The organism is Amycolatopsis acidicola (assembly GCF_007713735.2).
Classification (GTDB): Bacteria; Actinomycetota; Actinomycetes; order Mycobacteriales; family Pseudonocardiaceae; genus Amycolatopsis_E; species Amycolatopsis_E acidicola.
On the sequence record NZ_VMNW02000068.1, the window covers coordinates 1 to 13899 of the forward strand.

The 13899-nt window shown below is 70.1% G+C and carries 14 protein-coding genes; 6 read left to right on the forward strand and 8 right to left on the reverse strand.

All coding sequences use genetic code 11. From position 1 onward, the window contains the following. Positions 1–257 precede the first annotated feature (257 nt). From FPZ12_RS32560 to FPZ12_RS32575, 4 genes are read right to left on the reverse strand one after another with little or no spacing between them, the layout of a single operon-like run. On the reverse strand, positions 258–578 hold the full coding sequence (locus FPZ12_RS32560) for a hypothetical protein (RefSeq protein ID WP_144757491.1): 321 nt from the start codon (positions 576–578) through the stop codon (positions 258–260). 57 nt (positions 579–635) lie between these two features. Continuing rightward, positions 636–1277: a TetR/AcrR family transcriptional regulator gene (locus FPZ12_RS32565; protein WP_144757492.1), complete on the reverse strand. Its 642-nt coding sequence runs from the start codon at positions 1275–1277 to the stop codon at positions 636–638. After that, entirely contained in the window at positions 1268–2794 is a 1527-nt protein-coding gene (locus FPZ12_RS32570; protein ID WP_144757493.1) for an ATP-dependent acyl-CoA ligase, read from the reverse strand. Before FPZ12_RS32570 ends, FPZ12_RS32565 begins: the two co-directional genes overlap by 10 nt. Then, entirely contained in the window at positions 2791–3513 is a 723-nt protein-coding gene (locus FPZ12_RS32575) for an enoyl-CoA hydratase/isomerase family protein (protein WP_144757494.1), read from the reverse strand. The genes FPZ12_RS32570 and FPZ12_RS32575 overlap by 4 nt, the downstream gene beginning before the upstream one ends. 47 nt (positions 3514–3560) lie before the next feature. Here FPZ12_RS32575 and FPZ12_RS32580 point away from each other — a divergent pair, with 47 nt between their 5' ends. The 6 genes from FPZ12_RS32580 to FPZ12_RS32605 all read left to right on the forward strand — a co-directional run bounded on the left by FPZ12_RS32580 (position 3561) and on the right by FPZ12_RS32605 (position 9074). Then, positions 3561–5144, forward strand: coding sequence for an amidohydrolase (locus FPZ12_RS32580; RefSeq protein ID WP_144757495.1), 1584 nt, complete (start codon positions 3561–3563; stop codon positions 5142–5144). 4 nt (positions 5145–5148) lie between these two features. Beyond that, positions 5149–5595 (forward strand): GNAT family N-acetyltransferase, encoded by a 447-nt coding sequence (locus FPZ12_RS32585; protein ID WP_144757496.1) that lies wholly within the window; start codon positions 5149–5151, stop codon positions 5593–5595. A 42-nt stretch (positions 5596–5637) separates the two neighbouring features. After that, entirely contained in the window at positions 5638–6324 is a 687-nt protein-coding gene (locus FPZ12_RS32590; protein ID WP_144757497.1) for a metal-dependent transcriptional regulator, read from the forward strand. Between the two features lie 67 nt (positions 6325–6391). Then, positions 6392–7198 (forward strand): LLM class flavin-dependent oxidoreductase, encoded by an 807-nt coding sequence (locus tag FPZ12_RS32595; protein WP_144757498.1) that lies wholly within the window; start codon positions 6392–6394, stop codon positions 7196–7198. Between the two features lie 23 nt (positions 7199–7221). Further along, positions 7222–8259 carry a zinc-dependent alcohol dehydrogenase family protein gene (locus FPZ12_RS32600; protein ID WP_144757499.1) on the forward strand — a complete coding sequence of 346 codons (1038 nt, stop codon included), beginning with the start codon at positions 7222–7224 and terminating at the stop codon, positions 8257–8259. After that, positions 8256–9074, forward strand: coding sequence for a MurR/RpiR family transcriptional regulator (locus FPZ12_RS32605; protein WP_144757500.1), 819 nt, complete (start codon positions 8256–8258; stop codon positions 9072–9074). The genes FPZ12_RS32600 and FPZ12_RS32605 overlap by 4 nt, the downstream gene beginning before the upstream one ends. A gap of 230 nt (positions 9075–9304) precedes the next feature. On the opposite strand, the gene FPZ12_RS32610 is transcribed toward FPZ12_RS32605, so the two are convergent. The 4 genes from FPZ12_RS32610 to FPZ12_RS32625 all read right to left on the reverse strand — a co-directional run bounded on the left by FPZ12_RS32610 (position 9305) and on the right by FPZ12_RS32625 (position 13825). Then, positions 9305–12124: a PQQ-dependent sugar dehydrogenase gene (locus FPZ12_RS32610; RefSeq protein WP_144757501.1), complete on the reverse strand. Its 2820-nt coding sequence runs from the start codon at positions 12122–12124 to the stop codon at positions 9305–9307. 132 nt (positions 12125–12256) lie between these two features. Further along, entirely contained in the window at positions 12257–12775 is a 519-nt protein-coding gene (locus tag FPZ12_RS32615) for a hypothetical protein (RefSeq protein ID WP_144757502.1), read from the reverse strand. A 184-nt stretch (positions 12776–12959) separates the two neighbouring features. Beyond that, positions 12960–13523 carry a TetR/AcrR family transcriptional regulator gene (locus FPZ12_RS32620; RefSeq protein WP_144757503.1) on the reverse strand — a complete coding sequence of 188 codons (564 nt, stop codon included), beginning with the start codon at positions 13521–13523 and terminating at the stop codon, positions 12960–12962. A 14-nt stretch (positions 13524–13537) separates the two neighbouring features. Further along, the gene (locus FPZ12_RS32625) at positions 13538–13825 is read right to left on the reverse strand and encodes a glutaredoxin family protein (RefSeq protein WP_144757504.1); all 288 of its coding nucleotides are present in this window, start codon (positions 13823–13825) and stop codon (positions 13538–13540) included. Between the last annotated feature and the right edge of the window lie 74 nt (positions 13826–13899).

Here is a 13899-nt window from a genome sequence, read left to right on the forward strand (position 1 = left end):
GCCGGGCGGCGGGGCCTGATCAGGGAACGGGCGCGGCGCGCCGGGCGGCAAGATCCTGCCGGGGGTGGGGCGCCGTTCGGCGAGACGCGGGACGGCGAGACGTGAGACGCGGGACCAGACCAGACCGTCCGGGCCGGGAGAAAGCGCGACGTGCAAGACCGGACCTGGGGAGGGGCGCCGCTCCGAGCGGCGGCCCCTCCCGCGCGGTCAGGAAAGAGGACTAAATCGGCAAGCGGCCCGGTCGGGCGCTGCCTCCGTTACTTCTGGGCCCGGATGGCCAGCGGAGCACCTGCCAGGTCCTCCTCGTTGCAGAGGACTTTGACGTCGTAGTAGGGCGCACCCTCACGGTCGTCGTAGTCGAGGTGAATGGCGAGCACGTCTAGCGGCTCTCCGAGCCACTCCTGGGCGGAGCGCAGCCAGTGGGCACAGCGCTCGAGTGCGGTGGGTAGGTCGTCGTCGCGGAATTCCACGGGACGGTAAGGCACGTCCTGAACCTGATCGCGAGGGTTTGTCGGGACCGGCAGCCCCGGTGCGAGACCCGAGTCGTCCAGTTCCAGTTGGATCGTTTGCTCACTCACCCTTCGAGGGTCCCTCAGTTACGCCGTCCGGGCAAGGTATTGGCCGAGAATCCCCAGCTAGAGGGGCGTGCGCCACACCGTCGATACCACTCGCGCCGCCGCTCGCACCGCATTCGCGCAATCACTTTCCGCAGCACCGGCCATGCGTAGCGCGAGCTTCGCGTAATGCGCGGCGAGCCGGTCCAGCCCCAGCGGCCCGCGTGGCGAGTACCACCTGGCGACGCCGTTGCACATTTCCAGCAGCGCGAGCCTGGTCACGGCCGGTTCATCGTCGTGGAAAACCCCTGCTGCCAGCCCGGTTTCCATCGTTTCGGCCCACAATTGCTCGTATTCGTCGCGAAGGCGCACGATCTCCCGCCGCAGACCCGCGGAAAGCGCGCGCACTTCGTTGTCGACGACCTTCGTTTCCGCCGGTTGTTTCGCGTGTGTGAACACGTGCAGCGCCACCAGCGCGGCCAGTTTCTCCGGCGGTTCCGCCAACCCCGCCGTCACCTCGTGCGCGCCGGTGAGCAGGCGGTTCAGCGATTCCCGCATGATGGCGCCGAGCAGTTCCTCCTTGGTGCCCATGTAGTGGTACAGGCTGGCCGGGGAGAGTTTGGCCGCCTGTGCGAGGTCCCGGATCCCGGTGCCGTGGAAACCCTTGTCCGCGAACAGTTTCACGGCCGCGCGGCGCACTCGTTGTGCACTGGTCAACACCATGTTCGCCGGACCCGGTCGTAGGTGGGCAGCGCGGACTCCCGCAGCTGCCCCTTGGCCACGCGTTCCGACGGCGTCAGCGGCAGCGAGTCGGCGATCACCCAGTACCGGGGCACCTTGAAGTAGGCGAGCTTCTCCGCGCAGAACTCCGCCAGCTGGTGCGGCGTCGCGTGCTGTGCCAGCACCACGAACGCCTTCACCTCCTCGCCCCGCAGCTCGTCCGGCGCCGCCACCACCGCCGCGAGCCGGACGGACGGGTGCAGCAGCAGCGCCCGCTCGACCTCGTCGGCGGAGATGTTCTCACCACTGCGCCGGATCATGTCCTTCGTGCGGCCGACATAGAACACCCGGCCGCGGACGTCCATTGTGGCCAGGTCGCCGGTGTGGAACCAGCCGCTGCGAAAGGCCCGCGCGGTCGCTTCGGGATCCTCGTGGTAGCCGTGCATCAGGCCGACCCCGCGCAGCACCAGCTCACCCGTCTGCCCGCGCGGCACCGGTTTCCCGGACTCGTCGACGATCATCGCCTCGCGCTCCCTGATCGGCCTGCCGATGCAGCCGGTGCCGACCAGCTCGTCGTGGTCCACTTCGGACATCCGGAGGTCGCCGCCGGTCTCGGTCATGCCGAACGCCTCGAACCACGGCACGCCCCAGCGTTTCTCCAGCGCCGCGTGCAGGTCGGGTGGGATGGCCGAGGCGCTGATGGCGCGCACCTCGTGCTCTCGGTCGACGGCGGATTCGGGGTTGCGCAACAACAACGTGGGCATCAGGCCGAGGCAGTAGAACCACGTGACGTGGTGCTCGCGGACCTTGTCCCAGAACGTCGAGGGATGGAACCTGTCCAGCACCACGAGGGCGGCGCCGGAAACGAGCCCGAGCACGACGTTCCACTGTGGATCTATGTAGTGGAACGGCTGCGCGGTCAGGATCGTGTCCTCCGGCGAGATCGCCGGGAAGTCGGTGACCAGCCCGCGCGCGAGGGTGAGCCAGTACCGGTGCGGCAGCACGCACCCCTTGGGGGCGCCGGTGGTGCCGGAGGTGTACTGGATGTTCACCGGCTGTTCGCCCGCGGCCTCGAACTGTGACGCCGCAAGGGATTCCGCCCGCAGCTCGGACACCGTGAGCACTCGCTCCAGCGCCGTCTCCGGGGCGATCCGGTCGAGCAGGCCGGTGAACTCCGGGCTGGTGACGGCGAACCTGGCCCCGGAATGCCGCAGCACGTGCGCGCCGTCAAACTCGCGGTAGCCGGTGTTCACCGGGACGAGCACCGCGCCGATCTTCGCCAGCGCCAGCCAGAGCAGCGGAAACTCCGGCTCGTTGCGCAGCATCACCGCGACCCGGTCGCCGTGTGCCACACCGAGTTCCAGCAACGCCAGCGCGAGACTCGTGCTGCGCTGCTCCACCTCGGCGAACGTGAACCGTCGGCCCGGCTCGTCGAAGATCCACGCGACGCGATCGGGCCACTGCGCCGCCGCGCGCCGGAGCAGGGTGACGAGGTCGTCCACCTCTTCGAGCGGGATCATCCGCGGCCCCGGAAATCCTCGGTGGCACGGGCGACTTCGGGGGTGTGCTCGGTGATCAACGCGTGACTGACCTCCAGCTCCAGCGCCGCTTCCAGGTCCGTGCCCGCGTCGAGCGCGCGCTTCGCCAGCTTGGCCGAAGGGCGTTGCGCGATCCGGGACGCCCAGTCCGCGGCCGCGGCGTGCACGTCCGGAACCACGGCGTTGACCAGGCCCAGCCGAGCGGCCTCGCGGGCATCGATGCGCTCGCCGAGCAACACGAGTTCCTTGGCCTTCAACGGGCCTACGAGCTGTGGCAGCAACCGCGAAGCCGCGCCTGTGACACTGAGGCCGAGACCCGTTTCAGGGAAGGAAAACACCGCGTCCTCGGCGGCCAGGATCAGGTCGCAGCCCAGCGCGAACTCCGCCCCCGCGCCGATCGCGTACCCGTGCACCGCGGCCACCACCGGGGGCAGCGCGCGCAGCCGCCGCGTGACGTCCTGCAGCCGCTCCAGCCTGGCGCGGGAATCGCCCTCGGGTGTGGGCTCCTTCAGGTCGTGGCCGGCGCAGAACGCGCGCCCGCGCCCGGCGAGCACCACCGCGCGCACGTCGGCCCGCGCCACTTCGTCGAGCGCCGCGAGCAGGTCGTCGACCAGCACCGGAGCCACGGCGTTGAGCCTTTCCGGCCTGTTCAGCCAGATGCGCGCGACGCCGCCCGCGCGGGAAACCTCCACCGAAGCCATGCCGGGAAGCCTAGTGAACCGATCGATCGATCGATAGGGTCGGCGGTATGCGAGTCGATGCCGTGTACGAGAACGCCCACGTGCTGTCCGGTGATCGGTGGGTTTCCGCGGTCGCGGTGCTGAACGGCCGCGTCGTCGCGCTCGACGAGGAGGCCGAGGCGCTGGGCACGAACCGCCGGGTGGATCTCGGCGGTTCCGTGGTGGTGCCCGGGTTTCACGACGCGCACAACCACATGGCCTGGTTCGGGATGAGCCTCGGCGAGGTGCGGCTGGGCGACTGCAAGAGCGTGGACGAGGTGTACGACGCGATCGCCGAGCGGGCGGCCGAGACTCCCGAGGGCGGCTGGGTGATCGGCAGCGGGTACGACCAGAACCGCCTGGTGGGCGGACATCCCACGCGGCAGGGGCTGGATCGCGCGGCGCCGGCGCACCTGGTGCGGTTGCGGCACACCTCGGGCCACATGTGCGTGGTCAACACCCGCGTGCTCGACCAGCTCGACCTCGCGCACGTGCCCGTGGGTGGCGACGTTGTGCGGGACGAAACGGGTTCGCCGACGGGGCTGCTGCGTGAACAAGCCCAGTCGCTGCTGGATCCGCTGACGTACCCGACCCCGGTGGAGACGGTGATCGGCGCTATCGACGGGGCGGGCGAGCGATACCTGGCCGAGGGCATCACGAGCGTGCAGGAAGCCGGGGTGGGCGGCGGTCTTGTCGGGCAGACGCCGATCGAGGTCGCGGCGTACCAGCAGGCGCGGGACCGGGGCCTGTTGCGCGTGCGCACCACGTTGATGGTGTCCTCCGCGGTGCTGCACGAGCTGCCGCACGAAACGGGTTTCGGGCTCGATCTCGGCCTGCGCAGCGGCCTCGGCGACGAATGGCTGCGGATCGGGCCGATGAAGCTGTTCGCCGACGGCTCGCTCATCGGGCGCACGGCGGCGATGCACGACGACTTCGCCGGCGAGCCGGGCAACCGCGGGTATTTCCAGCAGCCGGAGGAAGAACTCACCGAGACCATCCGCAAGGCGCACGCCGCGGGCTGGCAGATCGCCACGCACGCGATCGGCGACAGGGCGATTTCCGTCGTGCTGGACGCCTACGAAGCCGCGCTGCGGGAGCATCCGCGTCTCGATCACCGGCACCGCATCGAGCACTGCGCGGTGCTGTCGCCCGAAGAAGTGCGGCGCGTGGCGATGAACGGGCTGATTCCGGTGCCGCAGGGCCGGTTCGTCAGCGAGATCGGCGACGGCATGGCGGCCGCGCTCGGCCCGGCGCGGGAGGACTGGTGCTACCGGCAGAAATCCTTCCTCGACGCGGGAATCATCCTGCCCGGCAGCTCGGACCGGCCGGTCGTGCAGGGCGCGCCGCTGCTCGGGATGCTCGACCTGGTGCATCGCCGCACGTCCGGCGGGAAACTGCTCGGGCCGGCCGAGCGGCTCACCCCGCGCGAGGCCCTGCGTGCGTACACGTTCGGCTCCGCGTACGCCGCGTTCCGGGAGCACGAAGTGGGCACCATCGAGGAGGGGAAGCTCGCCGATTTCGCCGTGCTGAGCGCCGATCCGCTTGAGAACCTGGAAGCAGCGAGCGTGCTGGCGACAGTGGTCGGCGGCGAGCTCGTGTACGAGAGGGGTTGACGCCATGCCGGTCCGTGAAGCGGAAGTCGCCGACGCGGAGGAGATCTGCGCGCTGATCGAGGAGCACGCGCGCTACGAGGGCAACGACGAGCTGGTGCTGGACAGGGCGGAGATGACCAAGCACCTGTTCGGGCCCGAGCCCAAGGCGTGGGTGCTGATCGCTTCCCCGCCGGGGCGGCCGGAGGTCGTGGCCGGGATGGCGTTCTGCTCCTGGAACTTCTCCACCTGGGAGGCGCGGCCGGGTATCTGGCTGGACGACCTGTTCGTCCGGCCGGACCACCGCAGGCACGGGCTCGGCGGGGAGCTGCTGGCCGCGCTGCGGGCGCGCACGGCGGGGCGCGTGGAGTGGGAGATGAAGGAGGGCAACGAGCGCGCGGCGGCGTTCTACGCGCAGCTCGGCGCCGAGCCGGTGCCGGGGTGGACGAAGTACCGGTGGTCCCCGGAGCAGTAGCGAGGCTGACCGGGTACGAGGGTTACACGTAGAGTTATTCGCATGCCTGACAGCCCGAGCCGCCGGTCGTCGTCCTCGATCGAGGACTACATCCGGGTGATCTATGGCCTGGTCGAGCGCGGTGAGGCGGTCACGAACACGTCGCTGGCCGGGCGGCTCGAGGTGAGCCCGTCCTCGGCGTCGGGGATGGTCACGAAGCTGTCCCAGCAGGGCCTGGTCGAGCATGTCCCGTATCGCGGGATCGAGCTGACCCCGGCCGGGCGGCTGCTCGCGCGCGGGGTGCTGCGGCGGCACCGGCTGATCGAGAGCTACCTGGTGCAGGAGCTGGGCTACACCTGGGACGAGGTGCACGCGGAGGCCGACGCGCTGGAGCACGCGGTGTCCGACAGGCTGGTCGAGCGCATCGCGGCGAAGCTGGGCAACCCGGTGCGCGATCCGCACGGCGACCCGATCCCGGCGGCGGACGGCAGCGTCGAGGAGGTGCCGACGCGGCTGCTGGACGAGCTGGAGCCCGGCGCGGTCGGCAAGATCGTCCGCGTCTGGGACACCGACCCCAGCCTGCTGCGCTATCTCACGGACAACGAGATCGGCCTCGGGGAACGCATCGAGGTGGTGGAGCGGCAGCCGTTCGGCGGCCCGCTGGTGGTCAAGGTCGGTTCGCCGCCGGAGATCACGACGCACGCGCTGGGCAAGGAGATCGCGCAGGCGCTCAGCGTCGCCGTACTCTGACGCGCGTACGCCGGGTTGTCGTCCTACGGCGGATGTCTTGACCTTTCGTACGGGCCACGATCAGGACATGACCGATCGCCCGTTTCGCTTCGGCATCGTCGGGAGCGCGCCCGACCTGCCTGCCTGGACAACGCTCGCGCGCCGCGCCGAGGAATTCGGCTACGACACCCTGGTCTCGCCCGATCCGCAGATCGACGTGGACCCGTTCACCATCCTGTCCGCCGCCACGGCGGTGACCACCCGGCTCAAGGTGGGCACCTGGGTGGCCGTCGACAAGTTCCGCGACCGGCGGCTGCTGGACTGGCAGGCGCGTTCGCTGCACCGGTTCACCGGTGGCCGGTTCGAGCTGGGGCTCGGCACCGGGTTGCCGAGAGCGGCGGCGCGAGTCGAATCGCTCGGCGGCACGTTCGGCGGCACCGCCGAGCGGCGCGCCCACCTCGCCGACACGATCGAATTCCTCAAGCGTGAGCCAGGGCCGCCGGTGCTCGTCGCCGCCGGCGGGCCGAAGATGCGCGCGCTGGCGGCGAAACAGGCCGACATCGTGACGATGGCCTGGCTGCCGAGGACCACCGAGGACGAAGCGCGGTCCATTGTGGACGACTTCCGCCGCGCGGACGAGCGTGCCGCCGAGGTGGAGCTGGCGCTGGCGCTGTTCACGGTCGGCGACGCCCCCGCGCCGTGGCTCGAGGAGTTCATGGGGGTCAGCCCGAAGCAGCTGCTGGAAGAGGGCGCGATGACCGCGCTGCCGGGCAAGCCGCAGGAGGCCGCGGACAGGCTGCGACGCTGGCGTGCGGAGCTGGGGTTCTCCTACTTCACGATCAACGCCGGTTACCTGGAGCAGTTCGCGGAGGTCATCGCACTCCTTCGTGGTTAGGCGCGGCACGTATCGTGGTCCCGATGCGTGCTGTGGTGTTCTCCGAGTTCGGGGCGGTGCCCGAGGTCCGTGCGGTGCCGGACCCCGAGCCCGCGCCGGACGGCGTGGTCGTCGCGGTGGCGGCCACCGGGGTCTGCCGCAGCGACTGGCACGCCTGGCGCGGGCACGATCCGGACGTCGCGCTGCCGCACGTGCCGGGGCACGAGCTGGCCGGGCGGATCGTCGAGGTCGGGTCGCGGGTACGCGGCTGGCAGCCGGGCATGCGCGTGACGGTGCCGTTCGTCTGCGCCTGCGGCGCCTGCCCGCAGTGCGCCACGGGCAACCAGCAGATCTGCGACAACCAGTTCCAGCCCGGGTTCACCGGCTGGGGTTCGTTCGCCGAGTTCGTCGCGCTGGACCACGCCGAGGTGAACCTCGTTGCGCTGCCGGAAGGGTTCGAGCCCGCCGAGGTCGCCGCGCTCGGCTGCCGTTTCGGCACGGCGTACCGCGCTGTGCTGCGGCAGGGCGGGCTCCGCGCGGGTGAGTTCGTGGCCGTGCACGGTTGTGGTGGCGCCGGGCTTTCCGCGGTGCTGATCGCCGTCGCCGCCGGAGCCAGAGTGATCGCCGTGGACCCGTCGCCGGAGGCGCGGGAGCTGGCGAAACGCATGGGCGCAGAGCTGGCGATCGACGGCGAGGACGCGGCCGACGTGATCCGGACGTTCACCGGGGGTGGCGCGCACCTTTCCCTCGACTGCGCCGGACTGCCGGTCACGTGCGCGAACTCCGTGGCGAGCCTGCGCAAACGGGGGCGGCACGTGCAGGTCGGGCTGCTGCCGCCGGAGCTGGGCGTGCCGCCGATCCCGATGCACCGGGTGATCGCCGACGAGCTGCGCATCCTCGGCAGCCACGGCCTGCAGGCGCACGAGTACCCTGGCATGCTCGATTTCGTTGCCAGGGCGGGAATCGACCTCGGGCAGCTGATCAGCCGCCGGATCGGGCTCGGCGAAGCACCGGCCGCACTGTCCGAAATGGACGAACCGGTGCCCGCGCGCGCCGGGGTCACGATCGTGGAGCCGGGATGAAGGCGCCGGAGAACTACCAGGAGCTGACGGACGTGCTCCGCGGCAGGCTGCCGAAGCTCGCCTCGGGGCAGCTGCGGGTGGCGCATCTCGTGCTGGCCGACCCCGAGGGCACCGCGTACCGGGGCATCTCCGAGGCGGCGCGGATCGCCGAGGTGCACGAGTCCTCGATCACGCGGCTCGCGAACTCCCTTGGCCTGCAAGGATATCCGGCCATCATGGAGCTGTGCCGGGTGTGGCTGGCCGAACAGGCCCATCGCGCGCGGCGCACGGAGGAGACCGCGCACGAGTCGCCCGGCGGCGTGCTTTCCGCCGCGCTGGAACAGGAACAGGAAAACCTGGCGCGCACCTTCGGCAGGCTCGACAGGTCGTCCTGGCTGCGGGCGGTGGCTTTGCTGGCGGAGACGCAGCAGGTGCACGTCCTCGGTCTGCGCGAGTCGGCGCCGGTCGCGGATCTCCTGGCGCGGCGGCTCCGCAACGCGCGGCGGCTCATGGAGCCGGTCGCCGAACTGCCCGGGGTCGCGGAGGGCGACGTGTTCGTGGCCGTTTCCGTGCGCCGGTACGCGGCGGACACCGTGCGCGCCGTGGAGTACGTGCGGGACCGCGGCAATCCCGTGGTCGCCTTGACGGACAACGCCGCCTCCCCGCTCGTCGAGTACGCGGAGGCGGCGTTGTTCGCGGAAACCGTTGGTGTGGGCGGGTTCCACTCCCTCACCGCGCTCGCCGCGCTGGCGCAGGCCCTGGGCCAGGAGGTCGCACTCCGCCGCGGCGACCACGACGAGGACGACCTCCCCAAAGCCCTGGGTTTCTACTTCTAGTGTCTCGTGATCCTGTCCGGTTTACGTTCCCGTGTTTGCCCGTGCGGTCGGTGAGTTTGCCCGCTGTGTCACTGAGTTGGCCGGTCCGGGTAACTGAGTTTGCCCACGGCGGCAGCGATCGGCCAACTCGGCGACCCCCCGAGCCAACTCGGCGACATCAGGGGCCAACTCGGCGCCCCGGCAGGCAAACACACCCGCACGTAAAGACCACAAGGTCACGAGACACTAGCTCACCACCTGCCGTCGATTACGCGGCCGTTGGGGTACCACTGGATGTAGCCGTACTGGAAGTCGTTCCGGCGCCCGCCGTCGAAGGAGAACTCGCCGGAGCGTGGGTAGCCGAGGTACGAACGTTCCCAGCCCAGCGCCGACCACCGTGCCCGGATCGCGCCGTACACCTCGTGCGCGCCGGTGGCGCCCGAGAAGTAGACCGACGCGGCCTTGCTGAAGTGGTTGTACTTGCCGCTCCCGTCCGGAGTGGTCAGCTCGTCCGTGACCGGGTAGCCCAGCGGGCCCGCTTCCCAGCCGAGCGACTCCCACGTCGAGCGGATCAGGCCCCACACCGCGTGCGCGGAGTTCGCCGGGCTCCAGTAGACCGACCCTGCCTTGCTGAAGTGGTTGTACCGGCCGACGCCGTCCGGGGTGGTCAGCTCATCGGTGACCGGATAGCCGAGGCCGCCCTGTTCCCGCTTCAGCTCCGTCCACTTCTGCCAGATCACGCCGTGGATCTCGTGCGTGCCGGTGTTCGGCGTGAAGTAGATCGAGGCCCGCAGCGTGCCGGGTGTGCCGACGAACTCGTTGTACTTGCCCACCCCGTCCGGCGTGGTCGTTTCGTCGTTCACCGGGGCGCCGAACTTCGTGTGCCCGCCGAGGGACAGGTACTTGGTCAGGATCGCGCCGTGGATCTCGTGCACGCCGGTCTCCTGCGACCAGTACATCCGGCCGTGTTCGTACACCCGGTACCGCACGCCGCCGTCCGCGACCTCGGGCGCGGTCGGCGCGCCGAGCAGCGTCCGCAGGGCGGCACTGCCGTTGTAGCGCGCGTCGATCGCGGTCGTGTAGAGCGCCGTCAGCGTCAGGTCCGTCGTCGGCATCACGAAGCTGCGGGACCGGTTGACCGGGCCGTCGGCCCAGGCGGAGAAGGTGGACGCGCCGTCGCTGGCTGTCGCCGCGGCGACCACGTCGAGCGTCACGCCCTCGGTCACGAGCGCACTGTTCACCCCGCTCTCCGACGGGATCTGCAGCGACGCGGGCAGGTTCGACTTCAGCGTCAGTCGGTGCTGCCGCGGCCAGGCCGTGTAGGTCTTGGTCGTCGACACGCCCTGGCTGTCCGTCGCCGTCGCGGTGATCTGCATCCGCGAGTCGGGGTGCTCGGTGAACGGCACGCCGAAACTGGAGCCGGTGGCCCCGGCCCCCGGGTGCGCGTGGCAGGTCGCTTCCTCCGGGCAGTGCAACACCGTGCTGGTCCAGGTGATGTCGAGCGGACCGTCCTCGGTGTCCGTCGCCGTGGCGCCCACGTTCACCGTCTCGTTGACCGCGAAGTTCGCGGCGGTGGGCGGGGCGAGGGTCAGCTGCGGCGAGTGGTTCGACGGGGCCACCACGAGCTGCGCCGTGCCGGTGGCGCCGAGCGGGTCGCGCACGGTCAGCGTGGCCGTGAAGCGGTCGGTGCCGGAGGCATAGGTGTGCGTCGTCGTCAGGCCGGAACCCGTTGCGCCGTCACCGAAATCCCAGCTGTAGGTGATCGGGTCGCCGTCGTAGTCCTGCGAGCCGGTGGCGTCGAAGGTGACGGTGCGGGTGTCCGGATCCGTGCTGCTGGTGGCCTTCGCGACGGGCGGGTTGTTGCTCTGCGAGTAGCTCAGCCGCCGCACGGCGCCGGTCTGGATGTCGGCGTACGAGATGTCGCCGTTGGGCGCCGCGGCGAACTTCACCGGGCCGCCGATTCCCCTTGCCCACGCGGGACTCTGCGGGGCCTGCGTCAGTTTGCCGGAGCTGTCGTAGCGGGCGGTCCAGATCTTGTTGGTCACGTAGTCGCCGAAGAAGTACAGCCGCTTGTAGTCGGCGGGGTAGCTCGCGCCGGTGTAGACGATGCCGCCGGTGACGCTGTTGCCCTGGTCGGTCCCGTCGCCGTGGTGGTACTCCCACAGCGGCGCCTGGTTGGCCACGCCGGCGCATTCGGGCAGATCGATGTAGCCGGGCGACTGGTGGTTGCCTTCCCAGCAGGGCCAGGCGTAGTTGCGGCCCGGCTGCACGACGTCGACCTCTTCCCACGTGTTCCAGCCGACGTCACCGACGACGGGCAGGCCGCTGCTGGGGTCGAGGCTGAGCCGGAACGGGCTGCGGAAGCCCTTGGCGAACACCTTGCTGCGGGTGGCATTCGGGTTCGCCGCGTCGTAGAAGGGGTTGCCCGCGACGCCGGAACCGTTGGCGTTGATGTGCAGGATCTTGCCCTGCGGGGCGTTGACGTCCTGGGTGCGCAGGGCGAGGCGGTCGACCTGGACGAAGTCGGCGTCGTCCCCGATGGACACCCACAGGGTGCCGTCGTCGGCGGCCACGATGCCGGTCATGCCGTGCACGCCGGAGTTCCCGGTGAACTCGAGCAGCGTCGTTTCCTCGCCGAGGCCGGTCGGTTCCGGGGAGCCGGTGACGGTCCAGCGCGCGAGGCGGAAGACGAACCCGCTCCCGCTGGGAATCGCGCGGGCGAGGTAGATGTGGTGCGTGGTGGCGTAGTCGGGGGCGACGGCGAGACCGACGAGGCCGAGATCGCCGGTCGTCTTGACGGTCAGGTTCGCCAGGGTGCGGTTCGTGCCGGTGGGCGAAACCCAGGTGACCTTGCCGCTCTTGCCGGTGCTGACGATCCCGGATTCCCCTGGCAGGTAAGCGAAATCGGTCAGGTCCCAGGCCGCTTGGCCGGTCGGCGTGTCCCGGAGCACGAACCCGGCGGGCAAGGTGACCGCGGCCGAGGCGGTCGGCGGGATGGCGACGAGGCCGACCCCGAGCAGTACCGCGGCGACGAGCGCGGTCCTGAGCCGTCTTGAGTACTGACTGAGCACGTGTCCCCCTTCTGGGCGTATACGTCCTCTTCGCCTGAAAGGGTGGTTTCGTTGCCGTGGGTTACACAGCTGTGATCTCGTCAAATTCTCACGACGCCGCGCCCGGGGGTGTTCGATAAAGCGTTTGAAATCTCAGCAGAACAGCGGGAGCAGCCAGCATCCCGGTTTACTGGTGGCCGTGCTGCTCGCCGAGGACGGTGAACTCGAAGTCCCGCTTCCGGGATTGTTCCCGTTCGTCGTCGTGACGGAGGAATCGCTGGATTCCGCCGATTGCCCGGTGACCGTCACCGTCGATGTTTCGGTGTGGCGCGTCCGGCTGCGCGACGACGTGGTGGACGTGGTGCTCCGCTGCGGCGGCGCCTCCTCGGTGACCACGATGCTGCTCTCCGTGCCGGTCACCTCGGAGCCGGTGTCCCACGGGATGCCACCGCCGGCCAGCCCGCCGGTGGGCAGATGCGGAACGTTGAGGAGAGAGGGGGAATCCGCCTGCGGATCCTGCGCTCCGAAGTGGACGAGCACGGCCGCCAGTCCACAACCGACGATGACGGCCAGCATGACCGCGACGGTCGGCAGCCGCTTCTTCCGTGGCCGCTCCGCCGGCGTCCAGCCCTCGCGTTCCAGCAGCTCGGTCACCGACACTTCGTCGTACACCGGAGTTACCTTTCGGGCGAAGGGGAGACGCACGCGAGGCTATTTTTAGCGCAACAGGGCGCCCCGCCAATGGGCGGGGTGCGAAAAAGAGCGGGAAATCACGGATAGTGGCGGAAATGGGCCCGCGGTAAGCGCTTTCGGCACAATGCGCGACGGGACGGGCACCCGGCGCTGCGGGGTCGCCTCAGAGTTGCTTACTCAACAGCAGCTTTTCCGCGCCTTCCACCGCTTGGGTGAACGGCTCCTCGGAGCGGGCCGCACGGGCGAGGACGTAGCCGCCCTGCACCACCGCGGCGATCGTGGCGGCGGTGGCCGCCGGGTCGAAGTCGGCGGTGAACTCGCCGCGCGCCACGCCTTCCGCGAGCACCGCGGTGAGCCGCCGGCGCAGCCAGTCCAGTGTCTCGGTGACCGGCGCGCGCAGTTCGTCGCTGGCGAGCACGTCCGCGTCCTGCGCCAGCCCGCCGATCCGGCAGCCGCGCAGGATCTCCCGCTCGCGGTGCAGGTACGCCGAGATCTTCTCGACCGCGGTGCCAGGGCGGGAAAGCGCTGTCTCGGCCTCGGCGCGCAGCTCTTCGCCGTTGCGCTTGATCGCCGCCAGCGCCAGATCGGGCTTGCCGGTGAAGTGGTGGTACATGCTGCCCTGGCCGGCCTTGGCGTGCTGCTGGATGGCCTTCGGGCTGGTGCCCACGTAGCCGCGTTCCCACAGCAGCTCCTGCGTGCTACGGATCAACCGTTCCGCTGTGTCCACGGAGCCGAGTGTACCTACTGGTTGGTACGGGCTTCCAGAAGTTCCGGCGCGTGCGTGCGCACCGCGGCGAGCACCTCGTCGATGCCCGGGTTGACCATCGCGGCGGGGCCGACGAAGACCGTGGGCACGGTTTCGTTGCCGTCCGCGGCCGACCGGACACGCGCCGCGCCCTCGGGTTCCTCCCAGATGTTGACCTCGCGCAGCGGCAGGCCGGTCTCGGCCAGCTCGGCGCGCAGCATCATGCAGAAGGGGCAGCCGGGCCGCCAGTAGAACTCGACGGCGGAGTCGTGCGCTTCGGTCATGCTTTCAGGTTACCTATTCACCGGGCCTCGTTGTGGTTTTGTGATTTTCCTTGGTAACACGATCGGGGGAAATT